General features: G+C 43.2%; 30 protein-coding genes and 1 pseudogene. 13 read left to right on the top strand and 18 right to left on the bottom strand.

What is annotated here, in order from left to right; genetic code table 11:
• Positions 1-31: 31 nt before the first annotated feature.
• Genes C1A07_RS13150 through C1A07_RS13140 form a run of 3 tightly spaced genes read right to left on the bottom strand, consistent with a single transcriptional unit; the run spans position 32 to position 2,532 of the window.
• Positions 32-742: a FadR/GntR family transcriptional regulator gene (locus tag C1A07_RS13150; RefSeq protein ID WP_101877500.1), complete on the bottom strand. Its 711-nt coding sequence runs from the start codon at positions 740-742 to the stop codon at positions 32-34.
• A gap of 9 nt (positions 743-751) precedes the next feature.
• Positions 752-1,168, bottom strand: coding sequence for an RrF2 family transcriptional regulator (locus C1A07_RS13145; RefSeq protein ID WP_101877499.1), 417 nt, complete (start codon positions 1,166-1,168; stop codon positions 752-754).
• Positions 1,169-1,200: 32 nt separating this feature from the next.
• Positions 1,201-2,532, bottom strand: a complete 1,332-nt coding sequence (locus C1A07_RS13140; protein ID WP_101877498.1) for a redoxin domain-containing protein — start codon at positions 2,530-2,532, stop codon at positions 1,201-1,203.
• Positions 2,533-2,731: 199 nt separating this feature from the next.
• Here C1A07_RS13140 and C1A07_RS13135 point away from each other — a divergent pair, with 199 nt between their 5' ends.
• A complete protein-coding gene (locus tag C1A07_RS13135) occupies positions 2,732-4,063 on the top strand; it encodes an MATE family efflux transporter (RefSeq protein WP_101877497.1) in 1,332 nt (443 codons plus the stop codon).
• Positions 4,064-4,085: 22 nt separating this feature from the next.
• Here C1A07_RS13135 and hcp read toward each other — a convergent pair whose 3' ends face one another.
• Complete coding sequence (gene hcp / locus C1A07_RS13130) at positions 4,086-5,681, bottom strand: hydroxylamine reductase (protein WP_180952262.1); 1,596 nt, start codon at positions 5,679-5,681, stop codon at positions 4,086-4,088.
• 224 nt (positions 5,682-5,905) lie between these two features.
• The gene (locus C1A07_RS13125) at positions 5,906-6,625 is read right to left on the bottom strand and encodes a 4Fe-4S dicluster domain-containing protein (RefSeq protein WP_101877496.1); all 720 of its coding nucleotides are present in this window, start codon (positions 6,623-6,625) and stop codon (positions 5,906-5,908) included.
• Positions 6,626-6,721: 96 nt separating this feature from the next.
• Here C1A07_RS13125 and C1A07_RS13120 point away from each other — a divergent pair, with 96 nt between their 5' ends.
• On the top strand, positions 6,722-7,396 hold the full coding sequence (locus tag C1A07_RS13120) for a Crp/Fnr family transcriptional regulator (protein ID WP_101877495.1): 675 nt from the start codon (positions 6,722-6,724) through the stop codon (positions 7,394-7,396).
• 193 nt (positions 7,397-7,589) lie between these two features.
• Positions 7,590-7,859 (top strand): annotated as a pseudogene (locus tag C1A07_RS16860) (recombinase family protein); the annotation flags it as partial.
• Between the two features lie 151 nt (positions 7,860-8,010).
• Here C1A07_RS16860 and C1A07_RS13105 read toward each other — a convergent pair.
• Entirely contained in the window at positions 8,011-8,874 is an 864-nt protein-coding gene (locus C1A07_RS13105) for a CHAP domain-containing protein (RefSeq protein WP_101877492.1), read from the bottom strand.
• 430 nt (positions 8,875-9,304) lie between these two features.
• Between C1A07_RS13105 and C1A07_RS13100 the strand changes: the two genes are divergently transcribed.
• Positions 9,305-9,493 (top strand): helix-turn-helix domain-containing protein, encoded by a 189-nt coding sequence (locus tag C1A07_RS13100; RefSeq protein ID WP_101877491.1) that lies wholly within the window; start codon positions 9,305-9,307, stop codon positions 9,491-9,493.
• Between the two features lie 346 nt (positions 9,494-9,839).
• On the opposite strand, the gene C1A07_RS16240 is transcribed toward C1A07_RS13100, so the two are convergent.
• The 7 genes from C1A07_RS16240 to acgA form a co-directional block, all read right to left on the bottom strand.
• Entirely contained in the window at positions 9,840-9,977 is a 138-nt protein-coding gene (locus C1A07_RS16240) for a hypothetical protein (RefSeq protein WP_180952261.1), read from the bottom strand.
• Positions 9,978-11,049: 1,072 nt separating this feature from the next.
• A complete protein-coding gene (locus tag C1A07_RS13090; RefSeq protein ID WP_006876091.1) occupies positions 11,050-11,253 on the bottom strand; it encodes a helix-turn-helix domain-containing protein in 204 nt (67 codons plus the stop codon).
• On the bottom strand, positions 11,243-11,689 hold the full coding sequence (locus C1A07_RS13085; protein ID WP_101878147.1) for an RNA polymerase sigma factor: 447 nt from the start codon (positions 11,687-11,689) through the stop codon (positions 11,243-11,245). The genes C1A07_RS13090 and C1A07_RS13085 overlap by 11 nt, the downstream gene beginning before the upstream one ends.
• 349 nt (positions 11,690-12,038) lie before the next feature.
• Entirely contained in the window at positions 12,039-12,566 is a 528-nt protein-coding gene (locus tag C1A07_RS13080) for a flavin reductase (RefSeq protein WP_101877490.1), read from the bottom strand.
• A gap of 29 nt (positions 12,567-12,595) precedes the next feature.
• Positions 12,596-13,183 (bottom strand): nitroreductase family protein, encoded by a 588-nt coding sequence (locus tag C1A07_RS13075; protein WP_180952260.1) that lies wholly within the window; start codon positions 13,181-13,183, stop codon positions 12,596-12,598.
• Positions 13,184-13,185: 2 nt separating this feature from the next.
• Positions 13,186-14,220: a radical SAM/SPASM domain protein, ACGX system gene (gene acgM / locus C1A07_RS13070; RefSeq protein ID WP_101877488.1), complete on the bottom strand. Its 1,035-nt coding sequence runs from the start codon at positions 14,218-14,220 to the stop codon at positions 13,186-13,188.
• Positions 14,221-14,325: 105 nt separating this feature from the next.
• Positions 14,326-14,511, bottom strand: a complete 186-nt coding sequence (gene acgA, locus C1A07_RS13065) for an ACGX-repeat peptide (RefSeq protein WP_101877487.1) — start codon at positions 14,509-14,511, stop codon at positions 14,326-14,328.
• Positions 14,512-14,710: 199 nt separating this feature from the next.
• Here acgA and C1A07_RS13060 point away from each other — a divergent pair, with 199 nt between their 5' ends.
• From C1A07_RS13060 to C1A07_RS13050, 4 genes are all read left to right on the top strand, one after another.
• Positions 14,711-15,034 carry a winged helix-turn-helix transcriptional regulator gene (locus C1A07_RS13060; protein WP_101877486.1) on the top strand — a complete coding sequence of 108 codons (324 nt, stop codon included), beginning with the start codon at positions 14,711-14,713 and terminating at the stop codon, positions 15,032-15,034.
• Positions 15,035-15,180: 146 nt separating this feature from the next.
• A complete protein-coding gene (locus C1A07_RS13055; protein WP_242972319.1) occupies positions 15,181-15,573 on the top strand; it encodes a hypothetical protein in 393 nt (130 codons plus the stop codon).
• A 2-nt stretch (positions 15,574-15,575) separates the two neighbouring features.
• On the top strand, positions 15,576-15,746 hold the full coding sequence (locus C1A07_RS16235; protein ID WP_180952259.1) for a hypothetical protein: 171 nt from the start codon (positions 15,576-15,578) through the stop codon (positions 15,744-15,746).
• A 71-nt stretch (positions 15,747-15,817) separates the two neighbouring features.
• Complete coding sequence (locus tag C1A07_RS13050; protein WP_101877484.1) at positions 15,818-16,192, top strand: TnpV protein; 375 nt, start codon at positions 15,818-15,820, stop codon at positions 16,190-16,192.
• A 59-nt stretch (positions 16,193-16,251) separates the two neighbouring features.
• On the opposite strand, the gene C1A07_RS13045 is transcribed toward C1A07_RS13050, so the two are convergent.
• The 3 genes from C1A07_RS13045 to C1A07_RS13035 are packed head-to-tail and all read right to left on the bottom strand — an operon-like array spanning position 16,252 to position 19,202.
• Complete coding sequence (locus C1A07_RS13045) at positions 16,252-17,292, bottom strand: virulence RhuM family protein (protein WP_408609824.1); 1,041 nt, start codon at positions 17,290-17,292, stop codon at positions 16,252-16,254.
• A gap of 7 nt (positions 17,293-17,299) precedes the next feature.
• Positions 17,300-18,205, bottom strand: a complete 906-nt coding sequence (locus tag C1A07_RS13040) for a hypothetical protein (RefSeq protein ID WP_101877482.1) — start codon at positions 18,203-18,205, stop codon at positions 17,300-17,302.
• Between the two features lie 49 nt (positions 18,206-18,254).
• Entirely contained in the window at positions 18,255-19,202 is a 948-nt protein-coding gene (locus C1A07_RS13035; protein WP_101877481.1) for a hypothetical protein, read from the bottom strand.
• Between the two features lie 159 nt (positions 19,203-19,361).
• On the opposite strand from C1A07_RS13035, the gene C1A07_RS13030 reads away from it, so the two are divergent.
• The 5 genes from C1A07_RS13030 to mobQ all read left to right on the top strand — a co-directional run bounded on the left by C1A07_RS13030 (position 19,362) and on the right by mobQ (position 24,555).
• Positions 19,362-19,730: a cysteine-rich VLP protein gene (locus C1A07_RS13030; RefSeq protein WP_101877480.1), complete on the top strand. Its 369-nt coding sequence runs from the start codon at positions 19,362-19,364 to the stop codon at positions 19,728-19,730.
• Positions 19,731-19,903: 173 nt separating this feature from the next.
• On the top strand, positions 19,904-20,119 hold the full coding sequence (locus C1A07_RS13025; protein ID WP_101877479.1) for a transposon-encoded TnpW family protein: 216 nt from the start codon (positions 19,904-19,906) through the stop codon (positions 20,117-20,119).
• Positions 20,116-22,143, top strand: coding sequence for a recombinase family protein (locus C1A07_RS13020; RefSeq protein ID WP_101877478.1), 2,028 nt, complete (start codon positions 20,116-20,118; stop codon positions 22,141-22,143). The genes C1A07_RS13025 and C1A07_RS13020 overlap by 4 nt, the downstream gene beginning before the upstream one ends.
• A gap of 22 nt (positions 22,144-22,165) precedes the next feature.
• Entirely contained in the window at positions 22,166-22,441 is a 276-nt protein-coding gene (locus C1A07_RS13015) for a DUF3847 domain-containing protein (protein ID WP_330399528.1), read from the top strand.
• Between the two features lie 419 nt (positions 22,442-22,860).
• Positions 22,861-24,555, top strand: a complete 1,695-nt coding sequence (gene mobQ / locus C1A07_RS13010; protein WP_101877476.1) for a MobQ family relaxase — start codon at positions 22,861-22,863, stop codon at positions 24,553-24,555.
• Positions 24,556-24,584: 29 nt separating this feature from the next.
• On the opposite strand, the gene C1A07_RS13005 is transcribed toward mobQ, so the two are convergent.
• Both C1A07_RS13005 and C1A07_RS12995 read right to left on the bottom strand, forming a co-directional pair.
• Positions 24,585-25,532, bottom strand: a complete 948-nt coding sequence (locus tag C1A07_RS13005) for a site-specific integrase (RefSeq protein WP_101877475.1) — start codon at positions 25,530-25,532, stop codon at positions 24,585-24,587.
• A gap of 462 nt (positions 25,533-25,994) precedes the next feature.
• Positions 25,995-26,840, bottom strand: a complete 846-nt coding sequence (locus C1A07_RS12995; protein ID WP_101877474.1) for a DMT family transporter — start codon at positions 26,838-26,840, stop codon at positions 25,995-25,997.
• Between the last annotated feature and the right edge of the window lie 78 nt (positions 26,841-26,918).

The following is a 26,918-nucleotide window of genomic DNA, read 5'->3' as shown; positions in this document are numbered from 1 at the left end:
AAGGAACTGCTTCCCTGAGTTTTTTATAATTTTATACAAATTTGTTCTTTTTCTCTGTTTCTTCCTGAACTCTTAATATTCTCTCTCTGTTTTGAATTAAATGGGCTCTCATAGCTTCCTCCGCCTCGCTGCAGTGGCGCCCCTCAATAGCCTTAAATATTCTCCAGTGCGCGTCCATAGTTTTTTTCCCCATTCTCCGGCTGTCCACATTTTCCTGCAGAATAATGGCCTGGTGAATATAAGGCAGCAGATTGTGCACCACCAGATTTTTGCTGCATCCTGCAATGAAAATATGAAATTCCATATCTTTTTCGTAATACTTATCCCCTTTGTCCATTAAAATTTCCATTTCACGGCAAATGCTCCGCAGATGTTCAATTTCACTGCCTGAAGCGTATTCTGCAGCCAGAGAAGCGATTCTGGGCTCAATCATCAGACGAATATCTAAAAGATCGCGTACAAGTTTGTTCTTATCGCAGACAGCGGAAAATCCTAAGGGATCGTCGCTCATTCCCAGCCTGGCGGATACAAAGGTTCCGGAGCCCCTTCTCACCTCTAACAGCTGTCTTTCTTCTAAAATATGAACTGCCTTTCTGACAGTATTTCTGCTGACCTCCAAACGCTCCGCTAATTCCAGCTCATTAGGCAGCTTCATCCCTACCCTGTAATTCTCCCTGTAAAGCATATCAGAAAGCACATCTGCAGTTTTTTCCGGCAAAGACTTATAATTTACTTTTTTCATATGCCTGTCCTAAACCTTTTTAAAAATCCTTTCTTCAATTTGGGCGATAGTAATTTTGTCCAGCTGATCTCTGCAGCCCTGGTCCAGCTGGCTGTACAGGTCTGTCATCACATCTGCCATTCCAGAAGCAATCAAACAGTCCTCACAATCTCCCCCGCTTTTCCAGGACGAATTAACAAAGGATACCTGCAGGCTGTCCGCCACCATTTTAAGAGTAATTTTCCTTGTATCCCCTGAAAACCAGTATCCTCCCTCAGCCCCTTCCTTTGTCTCCACTAAATGTGCATTTTTCAGTTTAGACATGACTTTACGAATCCTGGCTGGATTTGTACATACATTTTTTGCCAAGGCTTGACTGGAAAATACTGTTTTTTTGTGAGCCAGAAAAACCAGCCCGTGAACTGCAACTGTAAATTCACTTGTCATTTATCTTCCATCTCCTGTTTTTCAACCTGGTTTTACTGTCTTTTTCCGTCCATAGTCTGTTGAATAATACTTTCCATCATAGACTGGCTCAGCTGACCGCTGGCATATCCAAATACATTTCCGTCTCTGTCTATCATAAATGTGGTGGGGAATGATGTGATGCCATAAGCGGAAAATATTTCTCCTGTAGTATCCATCACAACAGGATAAGTATATCCGTTTTCCTCAAGGAACTGTGTAATCTCTTCCTCTGAGCCTTCACTTCCCATATTAGGCGCGGCGATTCCTAAAACAATTAAGCCGTCCTCCCCCTCTGTATCATATGTTTCATAAATATTCTGAATATCCGGCATCTCTCTTCTGCACGGAGGGCACCATGTAGCCCAGAAATTTAAGAAAACAGTTTTTCCTTTATAATCAGACAATGTATGGATATTGCCAAACTGATCTTTTAGTGTAAAGTCTATTGCAGGAGGCAGTACAAGCTCCTCTGCCTCAGTCTCTTCTATCTCAGTCTCTTCTGTCTCTGCTGTTTCCGCCTCTGCTTCCTTAGTTTCTTTTACAGCAGATTCAGATTCCTTTGTCTCTGCTTCTGTGCTTTCTCCAGGCTGCTCTGATTCTACAGACTGAGGGGAAATCCTGGACAAATATCCTGTCACTGCGTTCATCTTGCCGGTAAACATTAAAACTCCCATAAATACCATGAGAATACCGCCGATTTTAACTGTATACTTTACTACGTTCATATGGCTTTTGAAAAATTCCAGCAAGGATGTAGTAAATAAGCCTACTGCCAAAAACGGAAGCACAAAGCCGGCCGTATATACGCCAATCAGCATAAAACCTGTGGTTTTTGTAGCTGCAGAAGCGGCCATTAACAGCACGCTGGCAAGAGCCGGCCCTACACATGGAGTCCAGGCAAAGCTAAAGGTAAAGCCCATAATCAGCGCCGTAACAGGCGACATAGCCAGCACGTCTAAATGAAAGGGCAGTCTTCTTTCCTTTCCCAGCACAGAGCTGGTTCCAAAAAGACCTAGCTGATAAAGCCCAAACATAATTACTAAAATACCGCCGATTCTGGCAAACATCAGCTGATTATCCTTGAAAAAGCTGCCCATAGCTGAAAATCCCAGACCTAAAAGGAAAAATGCAAAGCTGACGCCTGCCACAAAGCAGATTGTGTGAAGCATCACCTTGCTGCGTTTATAATAAATTCTTCCGTCCTCCCCCTTTGTGCCTGTTCCCCCTGACAAATATCCAATATACAGCGGAATCAAAGGAAGCACACAGGGAGAAAAAAAGCTGATTAATCCCTGAAAAAATACTGTAATAGCCGGCACGCTGATATCTAATGAAAATCCCATATATTCATCTCCTTTTTCCAATGGTTTTCAAACTAATTTCATAACTGTAACTTTATCAGATACAGTTTCTTCTGTCAAGGATTTCCATATAACTTATAATATTTTTTTACTAGCAGAAATAAGTTGACAATCAGTACGGTTACAGACTATAATGCCCTGTAATCGGCCTGCAGCAAATTATTAATTAAGGAGTTATTTTATGAGAATTCAATTATCAGACCATTTTACTTACAGACGTCTTTTACGATTTGTACTGCCCTCTGTAATTATGATGATATGTACTTCCTTATACAGCATTGTGGACGGATTTTTTGTGTCCAACTACGCGGGGACGACTCCCTTTGCAGCTGTAAATCTTACTATGCCTCTTTTAATGGGAATGGGAACTGTAGGCTTTATGATCGGCACAGGCGGAAGCGCCATTGTGGCCAAAACCTTAGGAGAAGGTAAAAAACATCTGGCAAACCAGTACTTTACTATGCTGATTTACGTGGCTGTTATTATCAGCTTAATTTTAACGGTCATCGGCTTAATTTTTATCCGGCCTATATCTGTGGCTTTAGGAGCTGAGGGAAATTTAGTAGATTACTGCGTGATTTACGGACGTATTTTAATTTCCGCTCAAACCTTTTTCATTCTTCAGAATATATTCCAAAGCTTTTTTATTGCAGCGGAAAAACCGGATCTCAGCCTGAAAATATCTGTGCTTTCAGGAGTCACCAACATTGTGTTTGACTACTTGTTTATCGCAGTATTTCACTGGGGCATCGCCGGGGCCGCCATTGCTACGGCAATGGGACAAATGGCTGGAGGGCTGATTCCTGTTATTTATTTTTCCAGGAAAAATAAAAGCCTTCTTCAATTTACAAAAACCAAATATAATCACCGCGTATTTCTCCAGACCTGCTTTAACGGCTCTTCTGAGCTAATGACGAATATTTCTTCTTCTCTGGTAAATGTTTTATACAACTACCAGCTGATAAAAATAGCAGGTGAAAACGGCATAGCCGCCTACGGGGTTATTATGTACGCCAACTTTGTTTTTGCAGCTATTTTCATTGGATATTCCCTGGGCAGCGGCCCTGTAATCAGCTACCACTATGGAGCTGGAAACCACAAGGAGCTGAAAAGCCTGTTTAAAAAAAGTCTTGTGCTTATAGGCATATCAGGGGGGATTCTTACATTGTCTGCCGAGATTCTTTCTATGCCTCTTACTTATATATTTGTAGGCTACGACCAGGAGCTGTTTACTATGACATATAAAGGTTTCCGCCTTTACGCCATCTTTTTCTTAATGTGCGGCTTTAATATTTGGGGCTCCGCCTTTTTTACAGCTTTAAACAACGGCCTTATATCTGCAGCCATTGCATTTTTAAGAACCCTGGTATTCCAGATCGGCGCCGTACTGATTCTGCCAGCCATTTTAGGATTAAACGGTATATGGCTGGCAGTTGTAGCGGCTGAAATTATGGCTTTAACAGTCACTATTTCATTTTTTATAGGACAAAGAAACAAATATCACTACACTTAAAATAAAGCAAAAACCCAGGGTATTATTCTCCCAGTATTGCCTTTAAATCCTCCTTAGGAGTAGTAATAGGGCTGATTCCATAGTTTTCTACCAGGAAGTTTAACACATTAGGAGAAACAAAGGCCGGCAGGGTCGGGCCTAAACGAATATTTTTAATTCCCAGATGAAGTAAAGTCAGTAAAATGCACACTGCCTTCTGCTCATACCAGGACAGTACCATAGACAGAGGCAGCTCATTTACATCGCACTGGAAGGCTTCCGTCAATGCTATTGCTACTTTGATGGCGCTGTAAGCGTCGTTGCACTGTCCCATATCCATTAATCTGGGCAGTCCTTCTATTTGTCCTAAATCCAAGTCGTTAAACCTGTATTTTCCGCAGGCCAGCGTTAAAATCACCGTGTCCGCCGGAGTCTGTTTTACAAATTCTGTATAGTAATTTCTTCCTGGTCTGGCTCCGTCGCAGCCTCCCACCAGGAAGAAGTGGCGGATAGCTCCTGCCTTTACAGCCTCCACAACCTGACCGGCAACGCTTAATACTGTTCCGTGGCCAAAGCCTGTAGTTACTGTATTTCCACCGTTAATACCTGTAAATACTGTATCCTGCTTATATCCTCCCAATTCCAGGGCTTTTTCAATAACCGGAGTAAAGTCTTTATTTTCCCCGATATGAACCAGTTCCGGATATGACACTACTTCTGTTGTAAATACTCTGTCCTTATAGCTTTCTTTTACAGGCATAAGACAGTTGGTTGTAAACAAAATAGGCGCCGGAAGATTGGCAAATTCCTTTTGCTGGTTCTGCCATGCTGTTCCAAAGTTTCCTTTCAGATGAGAATATTTTTTCAGCTGCGGATAAGCGTGAGCCGGCAGCATCTCCCCGTGAGTGTAAATATTAATGCCTTTTCCCTCTGTCTGCTCCAGCAAAAGCTTCAGATCGTATAAGTCATGGCCTGTAATTACAATAAACGGGCCTTTTTCTACAGTCAACGGCACCTGCACAGGCGCCGGAGTGCCAAATGTCTCTGTATTCGCCTTATCTAACAGCTCCATACATTTTAAATTAACTGCTCCTGTTTCCATAACAACAGGCAAAAGCTGATCCATTCCCCAGTTTTCCCCTAAAGCAAATAAAGCTTTATAGAAAAACTGGTTTACTTCTGGATCTGTATATCCTAAAACCATAGCATGATAAGCATATGCGGCCATTCCTCTGATTCCAAAAAGAATTAAGGATTTCAGTGAACGAATATCCTCGTCAGCGCTCCAAATCTGGTCCATGCTGTACTGATCGCCATTGGCGCAAGGGGAAGGACAGCTGACGCAGCCTGGGGCAATTTCCCTCTTTTCCTGATTTATCCGGTCAATAAGGAGTTTTAAAGTTTCGTCATTAAAGCTTACATTTGTTACTGTTGTAAATAATCCTTCTAAAATCAATTTATCTGTTTTTTCTGTTTTCACATTATTATAGGTGGCTTTAGCAAGGCCAATTAAGGCGCTTGTCAGCTGATCCTGCAGATTTGCAGTGTCTGCAGATTTTCCGCACACTCCTGCCTTTCCTGTACATCCGCTGCAGCCTGCCGTCTGTTCACACTGAAAGCAAAACATTTTCTGATCCATTGAGCCAATCTCCTTTTTTATTGTTATGAGCACTTAGTGCCTGTGTTTTAGGCACTTACGTGCGATACATAAAAAACAGTTCACGAGTGTTACTGTTTTTTTATTTCACTCGTCCCTCGTTCCATAAAAAACTACGGGAAACCCGAACTCCGCTATCGCTTCGTTTGGGTAGCAAATAGTTTCCCACGCCGTGCTCAACTATTTTTAATTATATCTGTCTGCTATTAATCTAAAATCCGGCCGTCTGTAGAAATAGTTACTACCTGCCATGGAATAAATTTACCGCTGTTTTTTAATGCTGTAACAACTGCATTTTGAATTCCTCCGCAGCAAGGCACCTCCATGCGGAGAACCGTCACGCTTTTAATATCATTCTGCCTGATAATTTCTGTTAATTTTTCACTATAATCTACAGAGTCCAGCTTTGGACAGCCAATTAAGGTAATTTTTCCTCTCATAAAATCCTGATGAAAGTTTCCGTAGGCAAATGCAGTACAGTCTGCGGCAATTAACAAATTAGCCCCGTTAAAATAAGCAGCGTTTATAGGAGCCAGTTTAATCTGAACAGGCCACTGGCGAAGCTCTGACTCTATTTTTCCCTGAAAATGACCATGGTCAGATACAGGTTTGTGGTCATTTCTGTTTAATTCTCTGGCTCTGCTTCCCGGACATCCGCCATGGAGTACAGCTCCCTCGGTCTGCATTTTTTTCTTTTTATTTTCCATAACAGCAGCCTCGTCGTAAGTCGCAGCCTCTCTTTCTACAAATGTAATTGCCCCTGTAGGACAGGCAGGAAGACAATCGCCTAACCCGTCGCAGTAATCATCTCTCATCAGTCTGGCTTTTCCGTCCACCATTCCTATTGCTCCCTCGTGACAAGCAGCTGCGCAAAGACCGCAGCCATTACATTTTTCCTCATCAATATGAATAATTCTACGAATCATATATTTTCCTCCTGTGGTTTATATTCTTGACTTTCTGAACATAATATAATACAATCATCACAACATGTATGTTGTTTTCACAACAAAGGAGAGAAAATGGATTATAATTTTTTAGCTCAAACAATTTTATTTAGAGGCACCTCCCCTGACCAGGTTCAGTCTATGCTGGAATGTCTGTCCGCTGAAGAAAGACATTATTCCAAAGGTCAGGTGATTTACCACGCCGGCGATATAACTCAATCAATGGGAATGGTGATTTCAGGCAGCGTTTATATTGAAAATAATGATTTTTGGGGAAATAGAAGTGTGTTAGACAGTGTAGGACCTGGTCAGGTTTTTGCGGAAACCTATTCCTGCGTTCCAGGGGAACCGCTGATGGTCAGCGTTCTGGCGGCTGAGGAAACTACTATTTTATTTTTAAATACTGGGCGGCTTTTAGATACCTGCTCAAGCACATGCCCTCATCACAGCAAAATTATACGAAATCTGCTGACTATTTCAGCTCAGAAAAACTTAAACCTTTCCCGCCGCATTTTCCATACCTCCCCTAAATCTATTAAAGGAAAACTTCTTTCCTATCTTTCCTTTCAGGCGGCAAGGCAGGGCAGCTATGATTTTTCCATCCCCTTTAACAGACAGCAGCTGGCTGATTACCTGGGCGTGGACCGCAGCGCCTTGTCTAATGAAATCAGTAAAATGCAGAAAGAAGGGCTTCTGAAAACCAACAGAAACCGCTTCCTGTTAATTGAGGACCCTTATAAAGTAGAGTAAGGAGACTACAGCGAATCATCATGCATAATATAAAGGAGTCTTCTGATATCTGTGTTCGCAAATTTCCCCTGATACTCAAAAACGTTTATCAGTCAGAATATAATATTGTCGGATTTTTATATTCCCAGTACGGCTCCTGCCAGCTGGGTATGACTGCAATAGCCCGAAAAGCAAATGAAATGGCTTTTACACGAAAAAAGGCAATCCTTTTGACCGCCCTGCTGTTCACTACATTCTGACAAACAAATTTTATATTGGACAGGTAACCTGGAACAATATTTCTTTTCAGGGAAAACATCAGGTGGAACCTGATATTTTGGAAATGCCCCCCAATACAAAGACGTTTTCAGAAAGAATACAGTCCCGGAAAACCCAGAGAGCCTTCTGCCTGCAGACATCGGCCTCATGGCTTTTAAAATCCTCCGTCTGCGGCGCCAGCTTATCCTTTAACCTCAGCCAATAATAAAAAGCAGCCGGATTTCTTTCAATGCTGGCGCTATTCCAAAGGGCTGTATAAAAACTCCTGCTCTGTTTCTGTAAATAAAGCAGAAAAAGCCATAATATGATCTGTGCAAAAGAGCAGCGAATCCGGCTGGCTTATGAAAATACTATATTTACATGTTTATCAGTCCAGGCCACTCCAGGGCACCGTTTTTATCTGGAGTCAATGTCACTGGTTCTGTAATCATGCGGCCTTCATTGTCTAAAACATACCATTTTCCGTCTACAGTGACCTGCCCTTTCTTCATTGCTCCGTCACTGCCTAAATAATACCAGTGGCCTTTATATTCATACCACACATCTTTCACCATCATTCCGGCTCCGTCAAACCAGTACCATTTTCCCCCGTCCTGATACCAGTCGTTTCTTACGGGCTGTCCTGTGTCTCCTAAATAAAAACGCCATCCTCCCTCTTCCTGCTGCCATCCTGATTTATTTTCTTTCTTAACCAGGCCCCAGTCCGGCAGGCCATAACCTAAAATTCTTGTGTATTTCTTATCATAAGATTTCTCGCATACCCCTCCGCCGTTTTCCACAACGCCGCTGGCTCCAGATGTATTTCCTTCTATTGTTTTTACTTTTGTGGCCGTCACCTCTGTTACAATTCCAGTGTGGTAAGCCCTAACGCCATTTGTGAAAAAGATTACTGCCCCCGGTTCCGGCTGTGTGCTCCATCTGCCTGCCTTTTTAAACTGATTTACCCCTGTTGGACAGTAGTGATACAAGGCGCCGCCTAATAGCTTGCAGGCAGTGTTTACTCCAAAAGACTGTACAAATACCTCTGACACGTACATAGCGCACCAAGGCTGGGCCTGCAGGTTAAGTCCTGTATGTACTTTATAATCCCTGGCAAAGCAGGTGTAGTTGCTGCTGCCTGCATTGGCAGTAAAATGGTCTAACTGGGCATTGCTTTTCTTCTCCAGATAGCCTGTCCATTGTTTAGCCTGGTCTATCAGTTTTTTTACTGTATTATCCATTATTTTTTCTCCTTCTTTTTTAAATTAAAAAAACGCCTTTATGCTAAGGGCGTTTAAACTAATAGCATTATTTATTTTTAAAAATGCGCAAAAACACTTGTTTTTTCCATGTTATATCGTGGTATAATTCAAGCATGGAAGGAAGTAAACGAAGGTGGAGAGTAAAATAAAAGAGCTGAGAAAAGTAATAGCAGCACTTACCCAGCTCGCTTTAGAAATCGGAACTCTCTTAGCCGTCATAAAAATAATTATAGAAAGTATCCAATAAAGACCGGGGAGGCAAAACCTCCCCACCTAAAATATAACATATCTCCATTTTCCATACAATATGAAGAAAGCTACTCAAAATGTAATTTCCCTTATAATTTCAGTGATTTGGTTTGTCATTATTGTCACTGGTTTAATACTTCTTTTTACCTAAGGAGGCTTTATGAACGTAAAATTAATATGCAATCAACAGCACCTATCTATTCGCGCCCTTTCAGAGCTGTCGGGAGTTCCGCAGCGTACTCTTGAAGATATTGAGCGTTTTAACCGTTGTAGGGTCCATACTGCTATCAAATTGGCCGATGCTTTGGGGGGAACTCTGGATAAGCTGTGCCGGGATAAAAAACCATAAGAATATTGCATTTAAAATCTGCATATGCTATAATGCCAGTAGGCAAAAAGATAAAGCTGTCCAGTTCGGACACATATGAAAATCCCCAGAGATTGCAGCTCTGGGGATTTTCTATTCCTATTTTTTGTGGGAAGGCTTAGGCCCACAGGCCAGTTACCGACTATTTATCGCCGTCTAACCATTTGCAGATGAGGTGGCAGGCAACACCTGCCGCAACAGCGATAATAAAAGATAAAGCCGCATCCAATCCGGAACACCCCCTTCCTGTTGCCAGTATCGGGGCGGTAACAATGACATTATAGCATGGTTATATTTATCAAGCAATGAAATACAAATTCTCTTTTCATTATAAAGCTTCTACAAACTGCCTTACTCCCTGATAAACTTCCTTATATGGTAAACCTTTCTTCATTAAAGTACCGATATGCAGTTCCACAATGGTTTTCAGTGGTTTCACAATGGTTTTCAGTGATTTCAGACGCATAAGTGTTTTTTTGTCTATATAATCCCTTTCCCCATTTCCAATACCTCATCTACGATTAATAAGGGTTGTTAGTGACATATAATATCTTTCTGCATGTTGGCTTCCCTGCGCTCTGATATTATTTCTTAACGGGGGCTCAAACTGAGCGCCCGTCAGAACTACAGAATATTTTTCAAATCTATCATAATTTTTATTGAATTTGTTTTTGCCATTCATACATTTTTCCACCTCATTTAATTGTCCTATTGTTCATTATAAAGGAGAAATGTTATTATTACTTAGTTTTACGCTGATAAGGAAGTATTCACAACAACTTATCACTAACGCTGACAGACAGGGTGCAAACAGAAACAGAGAGTTAATCACTTTCAATAGTGGTCGGCTCTCTGTTTTTCTATCTTCACTTTGTTACGCAATAGAACGTCATTTTTGAGGGTAGAAGTATAAAATATCGTCTAAGCGTTTTTCATGTTCTGCAAGCCGCATAAATCAAGCGTTTTTTACCCTCTACTGCGTAACATACCTATCCTAAAATCAGCAGTTTTATAAAGCAGGTGGATTAGACAGTTTTGAATACCGCATAACTTCCGGTGTTGGATTATCCGATATTGGATTTTCCGACATCGGTTTATCCGACATTGGAAAATCCAACGCAATTAAATAAAGATATAAATAACTAAAGAAATACCAAATACGGATTTAATTAAATATCCATTCCCTTCCTATCCTTTCCCTAATCCCTCTCCTTTGGTGGCAAAGCGGCAGAGCCGCCGGAATGGAAAGGAATGGAACGGAAACGGCAATATAAAAATATCGTTTGTTATGTTACGCAGTAGAACCTCATTTTTAAGGGTTGGAGTATAAAACCCTTACCCCTGCCCTTATCTCCGCTGTAATGCCGCTTAAATCAAGTGAGAAGCATATTCTATCGCATAACATTCTATACTGGATAGAGAGCGTAAGCGGTTTATCCGATTGCGCTCTCTTGGCTGCCCGACAGCAAAGACAGGGAAAGCCGTCAAGGACGCGCAAGCGTGCATTTTATCCTTGACGGCTTTTTCTGACTTTGCTATTACCTGTCAAAACGGAATTGCAGGATAGCTTTGATAAGCTGTGCTTTCAGACGGTCTTGAATATCGTCGTTAATATGCCCGCGATAGGTAGACAGATATTTAATCCGCGCTGTGTAATGCCGTAATACCGCGTCTATGGCTTCCGGCTCGCCGGCAACAGCTTTTTCAATGGTTTCAAAAGGTATCAGTTTCTTATTCCTCATGTTTTGTTTCCTCCAGTTCTCTTCTTAACTGCTTCAATGCCGCCAGTTTCCAGTAGTTGACTGTACTTCTGCTTCTTCCGTATTCATTCCCGATTTTTCTTTCGCTGTAACCAAGGAAGAAATTCATCAGCAGAACAGTACGCCTTTGTTCTGACAGATTAGCCAATGCGTCGGCTAACCGTTTACTTATAACGACAATTTCTTTCCCTTGCACGACAAAAATAGTCGGCTTCTCATAAGCATATTGCTCAAAATAGTTATCGGTTACAAACGGTTCAAAAGACGTTTCCGAAATCAGATAGTCAAGTGATACTTCGTGCTTTTCTTTCCGTCCAAAATCGCGATATGCACTGAGTGCTGCGTTGCGGAGAACGACTTTACAGAACGCCGCAAAGGTGTACTCGATATGTTCCATGAATTGTTCAGAATATTTCATCATAACTCACCCCCTTTCTTCCCAGTAGGGGGCTATTACAACAAACGCCCATGCAGCGTAAAACCACATAGGCGTTTGGTAATATGAGTTATTTAAGTAATTATGATGATTTGTGAGTTCATCTCTATGACCGGAATATGCCGTTGCAGAAAACAGGATTTTTTTGATAATCTGCTATTCGTGATAACTGTAATCAACATGACGGCTACCTCCCAACGCCGCCATAATAAAACAGCGGCTTAATCTAAGCCGCCGCATTAAGAGCATAGGAGTATGTCTGTTGAACGACGGCTTTTTTTCTTTGCCGTCGTCCGGCAGACTTATTTTTAATATTTTTAGTTGTTAAAATTTAATCCTTTATACTCAACACTTTTACAATTTCACCAACATACATCTCGTGGAAATCCTTTGATGGATAATTAAAATCAATCAGTTCTTGGTCTACAAATCCGTTTTCTATCAATGGAGCTTGGTACAATTTCCGGCAAATATATATGGTGTGCGCTTCGGAGAAATATACAGTCTTGTCTGCAAATTTCGGTGTTAATCCGGTGGCTTTTATTTTATCGCCGTCACGCCCCGAATGACTTCCTAAATATCCCAACGCCTTTTTATGAGTTCCGTCAAAACAGGAAATCGTGAAATAAGGCTCTTTATCAAGAAATTTTTTCGTGTACCTGCTTGGTCTGACATAACAAATTACAGTGGGTAAACGGTTTGAGTGACTATCCCTTTCCCACAATGTACCGAAGTGCCCCCACGCAATCGTCATAGCATTATAACCGTCCTCTACATTTCCAGCCGCTAAAGCCGCCCAGTTTTCCCCAAATGTTATAAATGGATTTAATTCTATATCTTTTGTTGCAACTTCTTTCATCCCTATATTATCCCTGCTTTCTTCAAAAATTAAAATCTTAATATTCTGTCATGCTTTCGCGGCTTTGCTGTCGGGTGGTTATCTTCCGGCTTAGGGTAGCCCAGTAAAAGCTGCATAACAGCATAATAATCTGTACGAATTTCCCACTTACGCAAAATTTCCTGTCCGTAAGTATCTGCAAAGGCTGTCCACCCCTGCCCGATATAACAAGAGCCAATACCTAATGAGTCGGCAGCTAACATCATATTTTCAGCCGCAACTGCACAATCTTCTACCGCAAAAAGAAAATTTTTCGGTGCAAACATTGTAATGACCGTTGGTGCATTATAAAAGGCATTTTTTAGGTTTACATCATCTGCGATGCTTGGCTGCTCTTTTGATACATAGCTTGTCGCCGTTGCCATACGGGGATTGGAATTTGCCCGTTTGATTTTTCCTAACCGTTCATTGATTTCTTTGTTTTGACATACGGCAAAGATAACGCCTTGCCGTCCTCCGGCACTTGGAGCACAAAGCCCCGCCTGTAAAATCTGTTGTAAAACTGCTTCTTCAATCTGCTTTGTGTCAAAGCGTCTGATTGTCCTACGATGTAAAATTGTCTTAATTGTTTCATTCATAATCAAATTACCTCTTTCCAACATTGCGGGTCTGCCCCGTAGAAATTTCCGTCCCTGCCGCTTGCTACCGCAGGGCAGCCCCGGCAAAATGCCAGTAATTCACATTTGGAGCATTTCTCAAATTTTGTGTAATCTCGGTATTGTTCCATTTGACAAATCCAAATATCCGCAAGACGGTCATTCAACACATTCCCGACTTTGCTGTTTTGTACCCGACGACAGGCATATACATCTCCTGTCGGTAAAATCGTCATGTGACAGTTACCGCAGTTACAACCGCCGTATATCATACCGTCTTGTATGTTTTCCGGAATTTTGAAAATTCCTTTTTCGTATTCATAAAGCGTCCAAAGGTGGTCTTTTTTGTTGAAATAAGTGGAGCAGCCCGCCGCTTCGTATTTTTGGAATTTCTGATAGCAAATATCCAGTAGTTCCCTGTACTCTTGCGGAGCAATCCCAGTATCTTTTTCTTCACTTGTTGGACAGTAGCGGGCAAAAACGAATACATCTGCTTTCGCTGCAACGACTGTATCAATAATATTGGGAATTTCCTTAATGTTTGTACCAGATACAGTAGTCATAATGACAGAACGAATACCAGCTTTTTTTATACAGTTGATTTTCTCAAGCGTACAGTCGAAAGAACCTGATTTGCGAAACCAGTCATGTGTTTCTTTCATACCGTCAAGGGAAAGCTGATATTTCTGACAACCATAGGATTTTAATTTCCTGCAAATTTCATCTGTCAAATGAAACGGATTTCCTAAAATTGTAAATGGTATTTCATGTTCTTTTATTAAGGCAAGCAATCGCCAAAAATCCGGGTGCAAAATAGGGTCGCCGCCCGTAATATAGAAATAGGGTAAGCGTCCGTAAACTTCACAAAAATCAAGGCAGTTATACAAGGTTTCCTGCATTTGCTCCCAACTCATTGCGTCTAATTTTTTGCAATTATCTTCCGAAAAAATATAGCAATGCTTACAGCGTTGGTCGCACTCGTCTGTAATGTGCCATTGAAAAGCAAAATATTGTTTCATCTTGTTTCCTCGCTCTCTATATAAAAACCGATAGTATCGGATTGATTTGAAAATATCTCCGGCAAAGCAGACAGACTTACCGGAGATTGTTGAAAATGAAATATCTTATTTATCCGAAGCCCCACAAGCGGAACCACAAGCAGTAGGTTTTTCCTCCGGCTTATCGCCTGCTCCGCAGGCAGAACCACAAGCGGCAGGTTTTTCTTCCGGCTTGTCTGAAGCCCCACAAGCTGTACCACAAGCGGCAGCAACCTCTTTTTCATTCCAACCAGATAAATTTGAAAGTGCCATTTTTTTCATACCTCCATTTTGTATTTTGGAACATTTCCTGTTCCTTGATTATATTGTACGATACGCTTTACACTAAAAAAAGTACGCACAATTCTATTACCTAGTTACCTTTTTATAACCTACCTATTGAATGAATTTGAATGTTAGATTATAATTTGAGTGCAACATTCTTTTAGGAACTTTTGAAGGGAGTTATATCATGCTTACAAAAGAAGAATTACCAGAATGTCCGGTGGCTACAACGGTACAGCTTATCGGAAGTAAATGGAAGTTACTGATTTTAAGAAATCTCTTGCAACGCCCATGGCGATTTAATGAAATGAAAAAAACAATAGATGGTATCAGTCAAAAGGTTCTGACCGACAGCCTGCGCTCTATGGAAGCAGACGGTCTTATTACCCGGACTGTTTACCCGGAAGTTCCGCCCCGCGTTGAATATGCTCTGAGTGATTTAGGACAATCCATGCGCCCTATTATCAAAGCTATGGAAGAATGGGGAATTAGCTACAAAAAGCAACTATAAGAGAGGAAAGCGTCGCAATCTGCGGCGCTTTTCTTTTACTCACATTTGGCATTTTTGAAACTTTCCCGTAGTAAGAGATAAGAAAAACTTTTTGAAAAATTTTACTCAAAACTTCGGCAAAATCGCTCTGTCCGGTGTTGTAGGTAGTGAGAGGAAAATTAAGAGGGTTTGGGACACTTCCCAACAAGCAAAATGCAACGCATTTTCGGAAAAGGGTACTCTTTTCCTATGCTTGCTACGAAACTTATCACATTACAAATCAAAGAAAGGACGGGAAAGGAATGGAACGGAAACAGGAACAGGAAATAACAGATAATAGGCAGAAACAGGGTAATCCGGCAGATGAAACGGTGATTTATAAAATCGGCGGTACATTCTATGAAGTGTCTACCTCTTGTGGCGGCTCTGAACCGCTTTTTGAAAAGATGAAGCGGCTCATAAAATCAGAAAATCTTAAAACGCCTGCTGACAAAGGAAAAAAAGTCCGCTATAATGAAGATAGCAACCTGTCTGTCGGGCGTTCATTACAGGAGGAATGAACATGACAGCAAATACATATAAGCCCGAACAGATAACCGCATTATATGCCCGTTTAAGTCAAGAGGACGCATTAGACGGCGACAGCAACAGCATTGTTAATCAAGAGTTAATATGTAAAGGGTGGTTTCTGCCATCTAATACATATGACTGCGGCTCATTTGTGGTGAATTGAAAAGCAGTTGTAAGAAAGGAGTCAAAAAGCCTTATAACCGCTGGAAATCAACACAAAAGGAGCTGAATTTTATGAAAACTATCTTTGAAGAAATGGGCGGTACATACCGTCAAGTGGGAGATTATTTCATTCCCAACATTACTTTGCCGGATAACGGCGAATATCAGATAGGCAAATACGGGCGTATGCGCCGCAGCTATCTGAAAGAGTACCGTAAAATCCTCTACAACAACTATGTGCTGGAGGGAACGCTGTTCAAGCATTTAGCTGAAATCGATCAAGCCTGCAACGAGCGCATTGAAAACATCGTTTCCGCTATGGCAAAGCAGGAAGGCGTAACTGAAGCGCTCAAAGCGGCTGATCAAATAGAATGGGTGCGCCGTATGAACAGTATCCGTAACCGTGCGGAAGAAATCGTTCTGCACGAATTGGTATATGATCTGTAAACCTGATACAAAAGCCCCACACTTCTGACAATAAAATCGGAAGCGTGGGGTTTCCTGATTTATTTTGTTTGTTTACTGTTTTCTTCGATATTTGCCACAAGACGGTCAAAATCACTCTGATATGTCCTGTCCTGCAAAACACGGAATTTTTCAAATTCACTTTCTGCAAACGCCTTTGCGATGGCAGCGGTCACTTTGCCTTTGTCATGTAAAATATCTTCTTCGTTGAACTGGAGGAACGCATCCAAACGATTAACCCAATCCTGCATATACATGATATTTCCCCGCCGTGCCTGTCTTTCGGCATAGTCCAGATACATTGTCACGATCTCGTTCAGATTTATCATTTCTTCTTCGTTTAAGTAGTTTTTGGCGATTGAAACATCCGACTTGCGAATACGCCCCTGCGGAGCATTTTTCCAAGTTGTCAAGCCCATGTTTGGTTTTGTGCTATCGGCTCGTCCATAAACAATCTCAGCCGCCGTATGATGAGTGACAGCGTAATGAAGCTTATTCTGTACTGTGGCAAAAAACTCTTTTGTAATAGGACTGTTCACATCATAGTCAGCACTGCACTGGGAGTAAATGTCCGTGATTTTTTGATAAAAACGGCGCTCGCTGGAGCGAATATCACGAATACGCTCCAACTGTTCCTCAAAATAGTCCTTACCAAAGAGGTTTTCTGGTTCTCGCAGTCGTGCATCGTCCATCACATAGCCTTTAATAATAAATTCTTTTAATACTCGATTTGCCCAAATGCGGAACATCGTAGCCTTTTTAGAATTAACACGGTATCCGACAGCAATAATGGCATCCAGATTGTAATAGCTTGTATTGTACCGCTTGCCGTCTGCCGCAGTTGTTTCCATTTTGGAAACAACTGCTTCTTCCTGCAATTCGCCAGATGCAAAAATATTTTTCAAATGTTTTGAAATAGCCGCCTTTTGCACTTCAAATAATTCTGCCATCTTTGCCTGCGTCAGCCACAAGTTTTCCTGATATAAAAGGATTTCAACCCGAACTTCACCATTATCGGTTTTATAAAACAGTATTTCCCTTGTTTCATAAGGAGTTAGCCCATATTCTTCGTTCATATCCATTCCCTTCCTATTCTTCACTTTTGTTTCTCGCTCTGCTTTTGTAAACATTATGCTTATTCTTGCACTGAGGGCTGCAAAATACAGCACTTGGTCTGCTTGCGACAAAAGCTTTGGTACAATGCCTGCAAAGCTTAATCGGGTTTTCGCTGTCTGTCAGCATAAAACTGAACATCATCTGTACGCCCAGCAGCAGGGAATGAAAATCCCAAACGATGGTCGTCTTATCCAAAAGAGCTATATGATAGGTTGGAGCGATGCCGCCAAAAGCTGCCATGCTCTGCTGCATCATCTGCCGGGTTTCATCGTTCAGTGTATCATAATCCTCATAATAAAGAAAACTGTTGATATAGGTAAACGCCCAGTCAATGAACTGCTGTTTCATCCATTCATATCGCTCCGCATATTCCCGCTGAAAGCTCATGTTGACAGCCATCGGCTTGTCTGTCATGGTCAAAGCCAGTGCCATCATAACACGGTCATTCTGGATGTTCCACATGGATTCGATACCACGCTTGATCACATCCAATTTGTCGAATGGAAAGAACAGTGCCAGATATTTTTTAGTGGACATGGTTTCTTCTTTGATAAAGTGGTTTTTCGGCAGGTACACCGCCTCGTATTCCATAAAGTTAGGAGTGGTAGGTAGCGCAGTCATCAGTCCAAACAAGCCGTATTTCACCGCAAATTGCTGGATAGCCTTCTGAATTTCGGCATCCGGCTTTTTGCTCATACCCATGCGTCCTATATTGATGGCATCCAATACAATTTTCTGATACTCTGCCAGTGGGTCATAAATACTCGGTTGCGCCGTCTTGGTGGGCGTGAGATACAGAGTTCCGTCCTCTGCCGCCCTCCATTCATATTCACTATACCGCACCCAGTTAGAACTGGTGCGTTCAAAAAGGTTCTTCATATACAAAACCCTCCGTCATGTATTGTAATCCAAATAACTTCAATTTATATTACCAATTATACGATTTCTTTTCTTCAGAATCAATCTCCGTCATATTTTCTTCTAAAAAATCTTTTTCCAATAAGGTCATTGGCTGCTGCCTTTCTGCCTTATCCAACAGTGCAGGAAGCAGCTTTTTTCGTATCTTTTTGAGCATTGTACCACGCACCTTGCGGATGTTCCGGTCGCTTTGATTCCGTATTTTAGCGATCCTTGTTGAGCTAAACAGCCGGACAGCGCAGAGAAAGAGCAACTCCTTGTGTTCCTCATTCAATTCCCAGAGGATTTTGGATAGGTATTCTTCCGTTACAAGTTCATGGATGTCGTAAGGACAGTAGAAAATGGCATCAATGAAATCTCCCTTTCGGAGCTGCTTTTCCAGTACATCGTTCAGCGTATTCGGGAAAAAGAATTCATTGGCAGATGCACCATAGTCAAGCGGGACATCGTCACCGCTGCGGCTGAGTTCGTGATAGCGTTCCCTGCGTTCCTGATTAGCGTCCAGCCTGTCCCACCATGCAATCACATTTTCAAACTCCCGTTGTGTTCTGGCGGAATCCTCCAATCGTGCAAGGGCTTCTGCCCGCAGTTCTCGTTTGAGCTTCTTACGCTCCGGTTCTTCCTCGTCAGTACCATCCTCAAAGGGATGTTCCTCGGCGTCGACTTCCAGTTCTTCGATGAGCTGTTCTTCTTTTGCGATTTGCCACATGGCTTGTTCGGATAATTCGGTTTCTTCGGTATCCATATCATTGTCAGCAAGAACAACTTGTTTCTTCCGCTTCCTTCGCTTCTTTTCGGGAAGATCGTCAGCGGCTTCTTCCTCATCGTCCCAAAGGGTATTTTCATCTTCTTCGTCATCGACTATGTAATCGGAATCGTCCGTTTCATATTCATCTTCATAGTCAGTATCTTCTTCATAAAAGCCGTCATGTTCATATCGTTCGGGATCGTCGAACACCGCAGACACCTCCCTTCAAAAATATTTTTGAAAATTTCTTGGATTCTTCGTAAAAACAGTTCCGCTAAGTACCCTGTATTTCTCCTATAAGTGAGGAGGTAATCTATTTTGTCTGTTAATAGATTACTTTCGACACTGAATGAAAGGAGGAAACCGACTATGTCAAACAATTCTCGTGAGCTGACAGGCAGGGAGAAGCAACGGATTAAGAAGCTGGTTACTTCTCTCTGTGCCAACTACGACAAAGAGTACGGCTGCCTGCCATTGGACTGTGACTGTCCAATGTTGGGTATCTGCTTTACCAACAGCGCACTATGCAGATATTTCCGCAAGTCTGTCCTGCCGGAAGATGCAGGGTTGGAAGCCGTATTCACGCAAATACCGACCACTCATTGCAAACAATGCGGCAAGCCGTTCCCAACTGACGGAAAACGGGTGTACTGCTCACAGCACTGCGCCGAAGAAGCTCGCCGTAAGCAGACCGCAGCAAGGGTGCGTAAGTACCGAGAAAAACAACAACAGATGTAACGCTTTTGCCCTCGGAAAGCCTTGTGCCGCAAGGCTTTTTTGAGGGCATTTCTGTATTGGCAGGGTGTTAATACCTTTTGTTCAATTTTAACCATGCAAATGGTTACATCATGCCGGAACTAAACCTATTATACGAAAAAACAATGAACATTTCAACACGGAGGTAACTGCCTATGGCAAAAAACGAGAACAATAATTTTTCTTATATGACTCGCCGCATTGGCGGCACCACCTATAAAGTTAAAGTAGTATTCAGCGATACAGAGAAAGAAACAATGGAGGATAAAATTTTACGGATGATTCACAATGAAACGGTTACAACTGGCGGAACTTGTAGTATAATAGATTCACCACAAATGAGCCGACAGTCTGAAAGGAGCGCATCATGAGCGTAAAACAGACTGAAGGAAAAATCACAGCTTTATATGAAAGACTGTCCCGTGATGATGAGTTGGCTGGGGACAGCAATTCAATCATCAATCAAAAGAAATATCTGGAAGGCTACGCTGAGCAACAGGGCTACGTTAATATTGTCCATTATACCGACGACGGTTATTCCGGTGGAAATTTTAACCGCCCGGCATGGAAGCGTCTGATTGCCGATATTGAAGCCGGAAAAGTGGCTCATGTGATAGTAAAGGACATGAGCCGAATCGGCAGAGATTATTTGCAAACTGGATTTTATACGGAAATTATGTTTCGTGAGCATGGAGTCCATTTTGTGGCAATTTCTAACAGTGTAGACAGTAATGACCAGAATAGCAATGAGTTTGCCCCATTTCTTAACATTATGAACGAGTGGTATTTGCGTGATCTAAGCCGCAAGCAAAAAACAGCAATCCGCATCAAAGGCGAGTCCGGAAAGCCAACCACCAACATTGCCATTTATGGATATAAAAAAGATCCGGCAGACAAGTATCACTGGCTGATCGATGAAGAAGCTGCTGCGGTTGTCCGCAGGATATTCCGCATGAATGTGGAAGGCATTGGTCCTTATGAGATTGCACGAATTTTGTATGAGGACAAGGTGGAAACACCTGCTGTTTATTTGGGCAAAAAAGGAATTGGTTTCTGGAAAAGCAAGGAAGATTTTTCAAGCCCTTATAACTGGAGCGGTCATATTGTCGGGAAGATTTTATCTAAACCGGAGTATATCGGTCATACCGTAAATTTCCGTTCCCATAAAGAATCCTATAAGGACAAGAGCAGTGTCCCTAATCCGCAGGAAGAATGGTTGATTGTTGAAAATACCCATGAAGCGATTATTGACAAGGAAACATGGGAACTGGTACAGAAATTGCGGAAAACTCCAAGACGCAAAGATACTCTTGGGGAAGCCAATCCTCTGACAGGACTTGTATTCTGTGCTGATTGTGGGGCGAAGATGTATAACCACCGATTCAAAGGCGATTTGGAAAATGGAAATTATCCTTATGATTCTTACGAGTGTTCCGCTTATAAACTGGAATCCAGAAAGCATAAAGATGTTTGTTGCAGCCATTATATTTCAACAAAATCAATACGGACACTGATTTTGGAAACCATTCAGGCGGTCAGCACATTTGCTATTTCCAATCAACAGGAATTTATGGAAAAAGTTCGTGCGGCATCGAAGCTCAGACAAAAAGAGGAGGCAAAAGAAATCAAAAGAACGCTGAGCAGAGAGCGCAAGCGGGCAAAGGAATTGGATGTCATTATAAAAAAGCTTTATGAATCCTTTGCAGTCGGACGCATCTCCGAAGAAAGATTTGACAGCCTGCTGGAAGAATATGAAACGGAGCAGAAACAGCTTCTTTCTTCTGTCGAAAGTGCAGAACAGCAGCTATCTGCTTTTGAAGAAGATACCGTTCGGATGGAGGAGTTTCTTTCACTTGCGAAAAAGTATACTGATTTTTCAGAACTGACTACACCAATGATCAATGAATTTGTTGACAAGGTTCTTGTTCATGCACCGGAGAAGATTGATGGAGATCGGGTGCAGGAGATTGAGATTTATTTGAAATTTATCGGACGCTTTGATTTGCCTGAGCCAGAATTGACGGAAGAAGAAATAAAACGGCAGGAACAGCTTCGGAGACACCGGATAAAGAGTCGGGAGCGCTATCAGAAAATCAAAGCTGGAGAACATATCATTGGAGAGCCGTTTCAATTAATTTGTAAGTGCTGCGGAAAAACATTTGAATCCAAAATGTCCAATGCTATGTTTTGTGACCAGAACTGCCGTGCGAAGTATTACCGGCAGGAAGCGGCGAAAAAAAGAGAACGAAAATGTACTTGTGAAAACTGTGGAACTGTTTTTATCACAAACAGAAAGAATGCGAAATATTGCTGTGAGTCCTGCATGAAAAAAGCAAATCAGAAAAGACAGCAGGAACTCAGGGCAACAAATAAAAACAAAGAGAAAACAGCATAATAAATGACGATGAAGGCGACTTGTGAGAATAAAATCTCATGAGCCGCCTTCTTTGCGTTTTCAGCCGGATACGGCAGAAAGGAATAAACCTATGACAGAAAATGAAAAGAAGCTTTTGCAGGCGAAGCATAGATTGGAAGAAGCACAGATGCGTGACCGACAGAAAGAGCGAAAAGCACGGACACGGCGGCTGATTCAGGAAGGTGCGATTTTAGAGAAAGCATTACCGCAGACAACACAGATGACTTTGGAACAGTTGGAGGATTTTTTATGCGAAGTATTCAAACCAATCCGATGATTTTTATGAGCGACCGGCTATCGGTCGCTTTTTCTTTTTCCCGAAGGGCGCACTTACTCACCACCTGCTAAAGCAGGCGGTGGTAGCCCTCCCGTTGGTCGGGCACGTGCGCTCTCCGAGGGGGATTGCGACTCCTGCGGGAGCCGCTGGACAAGGCTGCATTTCTGCCAAACTGCCAGCCTTGCCCATGCAGTCGACGCAGGGGTTTCCGTTTTGGAAGCCCCTGTTCATGGGGTGGTATATTGCCACCCCATCCCGCCGCCTGCCTGCGTCAACCTGCCACCGGCAGCTTGACACAGATACAGGGGTGGAACGAATCGTTCCGCCCCTGCTGGTGGTGCGTCGTATTTCACGACGCACTGAGCGAAAACAAGGGTGCCCTGTTTCGGGCACCCCTTTCAGAAAGGACAAGGTGATTTATGGCGATTTATCATTTGGAGGCTAAGATAGTCAGCCGTGGAGCCGGACGCTCCGCCGTAGCTGCTGCGGCCTATCTGAGCTGTTCCCGGATGCACAACGAGTATGACGGGGTGCAGCACGACTACACCCGCAAACAGGGCCTTGGGTGGCGGCAGGTTTTTCTGCCAGCCACCGCCCCCGCAGAGTGGCAGGATCGGGAAACCCTGTGGAATGCCGTGGAGGAAACCGAAACTGCAAAGGACAGCCGCCTCGCACGTGAATTTGTGGCGGCGCTTCCCATAGAACTGAGCCGGGAGAAACAAATCCAGCTTCTGCAAGATTTCATCAAGGAGCAGTTTGTGGCAGACGGAATGTGCGCGGATGCTGCTATCCATGACCCGTATCCTCCCGGACACAATCCCCATGCCCATATCCTGCTGACGGTGCGCCCGCTGGATGAAAAGGGAAAATGGCAGTACAAGACCGAGAAAGAATATCTCTGCGTCAAAGACGGCGAAGAACGGGGCTTTACCGCCGCTGAGTTCAAACAGGCACAGGCCGACGGCTGGGAGAAACAGTACCAGTACAAAGTGGGAAAAAAGAAGGTGTATATGGCCCCGTCCGCAGCGCAGGCGCAGGGCTATGAACGGGTATCCAAATATCCTAAAAGCACCAAATATGGCAGGCAAAATCCCATCACAGAACGCTGGAACAGCGACGAGCAGCTTGTTTTGTGGCGGGCTGCATGGGCGGATGTGGCAAACCACTATCTGGAGCGCACCGGGCACGAAGAACGCATCGACCACCGCAGCCATGCCGAACGTGGCCTGCTGGAGCGGCCTACGGTCCATGAGGGGGTGGTTGCCAGAGCCATGGAGAAAAAGGGCATTATCTCTGACCGGTGCGAACTGAACCGGCAGATCAAGGCCGACAATGTCCTGCTCCGGGAGCTGAGAGGACAGGTCAAAAAGCTGGCGCAGGCAGTTAAAAGCACCCTACCGGCGCTTGTTGAGGCCATGGAGAATCTGCGTAAAAATCTACTGCTGTTCTGCTATCAGCTGGGGTATCTCCGCAAAGGCAAGGAACGCCTGAACACTTCGCTGAATACACTGCGCCCTGCCCTCGCACAGTACAATCAGCTTGCAAAGGACATTCGGGATAAGACGAAGGAGCGCCGCAGTCTGCTTTCCGAAAAAAAGGCACTCTCTGCGGTTCATGTATTCCGGCACCGGGAACTGGCGGCTAAGATTGCGGCTCTGACGGAGGATTTGGAGGAACTGCGTTCGGAGAAAAATCTGCTTCTGGCATCGCTGGCATATACCGAGGAAGATGCCGCCGATAAATTTCCCAAAGACATTGTAGCTATGGAACAGAGCCTAAAACGGTTGGAAGAACAGGAACAGAAATATTCTGCCGAGTTGGACGCTGCCCTGAACGAGTATGCCGGACTTCGGGAGCAGGCACAGAGCGTTGATCCGGTGCAGCTGTATGAAGCAAGGCAGGCTATCCGCCCCGGTAAGGAGCAGGAAGCGGAGAGCCGGGCACAGCAGGTCTACGGCGAGAAGTACAGCCCGCTGCTGATGTTTGACAGCAAAAAGGCGGTTTCCCGTATGCTTCATGAGGATATGGAGCGACAGGCGGTACGGAGAATGATGCGACAGGCGCAGAAGGAGCAGCAGACTCTTCAAAAGAAAAAGAGTGAGCAGGAACGGTAACCCACCGTTCCTGCTCACCCAAGATGACCTTATAAAAGATCATTTAACAAATTCATACACTTTACCTTTTGCTGCAAGTTGGCACTGCCATATACATTGAGAGTAAAAGACACATTTTTATGTCCGAGAATTTCAGAGAGAGATTTCACATCAAACTCTGGTATTTCAATGGCTCTTACGGCAAATGTATGCCGTATCTCGTGGAACTTTACCTTTTGCAGCCCATTTCGTTTCAAAAAACGGGAAAAGAACTGCCTGTAAGTTCGAGGCTCTGTCGGCTTTGTTTTGCCAGTCAAGAAGTAATGGTTGGGATTTTCCGTATAAAACTTCTTGATAATGTTCATGAGCAAAGACGGTACGGGAATTGTTCGAGCTGATGTCTTGGTCTTCGGCGGCCCTATGTGCAGATAGGACTCTCCCTTTTTCTTGTCATAGATGCGCTGAACGGTTTTGTTGATGCTGATGGTTTTATCTGTCAACGAAATGTCCTTCATCTGTAAGCCGCAGAGTTCACCAATCCGCACACCGGTAAACAGTGCAATGAGTATGCCGGCGGTCTTCCGGTTCAGGTTGATGTATATACACTGAATTAGAGCTTGCTCTTGATCCTTGGACAGAGAAACGACCTTTTTTATTCCCAACTCTTTGGGGTATTCTATCAGGTCCCAGTTGAGCAGTGGTATCGCTCTTTCCTTGTAGGCATATTCCATAGCAAGCCGCAGCACGAGAATCACATCTCGTATGGTCTTCACAGTGAGACCGCCGGACTTATCCAGCCGCCCGTACTCGTAAAGATACGATATGTAGCTCTGAATGTCCGGCTCGGTAATGCTGCCGATCTTCCGCTTACCGAAGTGAGGTATTAAGTGATTTTCGGCTATCAGCGTAAAACTGGCATGGGTTGACGGTGTGATCATCGGCTTCTTTTGATTTAGCCAAGTGTTCAATAGCGTCTTGAATTGTGTATTGTTAGTCATGTTGACCACCTCCACGATTATTATCACGTGGAGGACGAAGATGTGCATTTCCATCCTCAAGTAACGGTCTTGAGAAGCGCCCGAAACTCCGGTTTCCGGGCTTCGATGAGCCATGGAAAGCTGAGAAACTTTCAGATTTTGCAGAGCGTGTCACACGGAAGAATACCAATATCCGAACATAACTCTATCTATCCTTTTGCCCTATCACCCATCTAAGCGAAGTGTCAACGCCCCCGATGGGTATGATGATACGTTTTATCCTCCTGACATGGAGAAAGTCCCCCGAAAACTGGCAATCGTCCGTGCGAACAAATACATGGTTGACAGCAGTGATTTTCTGATTGACTACGTCTGGCATCCTGCAAGCAACGCACGAAACTTATTGGAATACGCTCAAGCCAGAGAAAGAAAGGGGCTCATAAGAATTGAAAACCTTGCTGCGTCAAATCCGCATAGCACCTTTTAGCCCTTCTGCACTAGAACAATGCTTAGAAGAATTAAAACGGCTCCAATCAGCGCCAAGATGCTGAGGGCTTCACCAAGGCAAATCCATCCGAGAACCCCAGCACCTAATGGACCGAAAGCACAGTAGAGACCTGTAGTTTCTGCAGACGTGTACTTCTGGGCAACCGGTTGTAATGTAAAACCGAAACAGCTACAAACAAGAGCCAGCAAAACGATGGCAAACCAAGACATAGGCTCGGACGGCAAGTGTGGAGTTTCAAACAAAAAAGAAGATATAACAGATAAACTTCCCATTGTTCCAAGCTGGACGATGCCAATAACAAGAGCGTTTGCTTTTTTAGAAACACGGTCAGTAATGATGATTGCCACCGCATAAGTAGCGGCAGCACCTATCGCCAGAATATGTCCAACAGAGAAATAGATAGATGCTCCACGCAACGTCATCAGTGCAACGCCAGTTATGGCCATTAGAAAGCCGATTATTGTCCTTGGCAGAGGCATTTTCTTTAGCAAGAGAGCTTCAAAAAGCGGCACCATTACTATAGCAGTGTTTTCAAGAAAGGCGGTAGTTGAAGACTCACAAGTCTTAAGACTGAATACCTCGAACGACATAACAACAAAATAGATGGTTCCAACGATAAGACCGGAAATCACACTGGATTTGTCGGCATAGCGCAGTTTCTTGTTAAAAATCAAAAGCATGATAATAAAAGCCAAGAGAAAGCGGATGCCCATAAGATTGAACACATCAATATTTGTAAGACCGATTTTTTGTAGAACATAAGATGAACTTCTTGCTAATATCACAGAAGCTAACAAAACTTTTGCGTTTTTTTCTGACATGGCATGATCAATCCTTTCGCCTATTGTCTTTATTATAAAATTGATATATACTTTGAGTAAAGCGAAATAAAATCACTT

Origin of the sequence: Lachnoclostridium edouardi (genome assembly GCF_900240245.1) — a bacterium.
In the GTDB taxonomy this organism is placed as follows: domain Bacteria; phylum Bacillota; class Clostridia; order Lachnospirales; family Lachnospiraceae; genus Lachnoclostridium_A; species Lachnoclostridium_A edouardi.
This window is presented reverse-complemented; position numbering and strand designations above follow the sequence as displayed.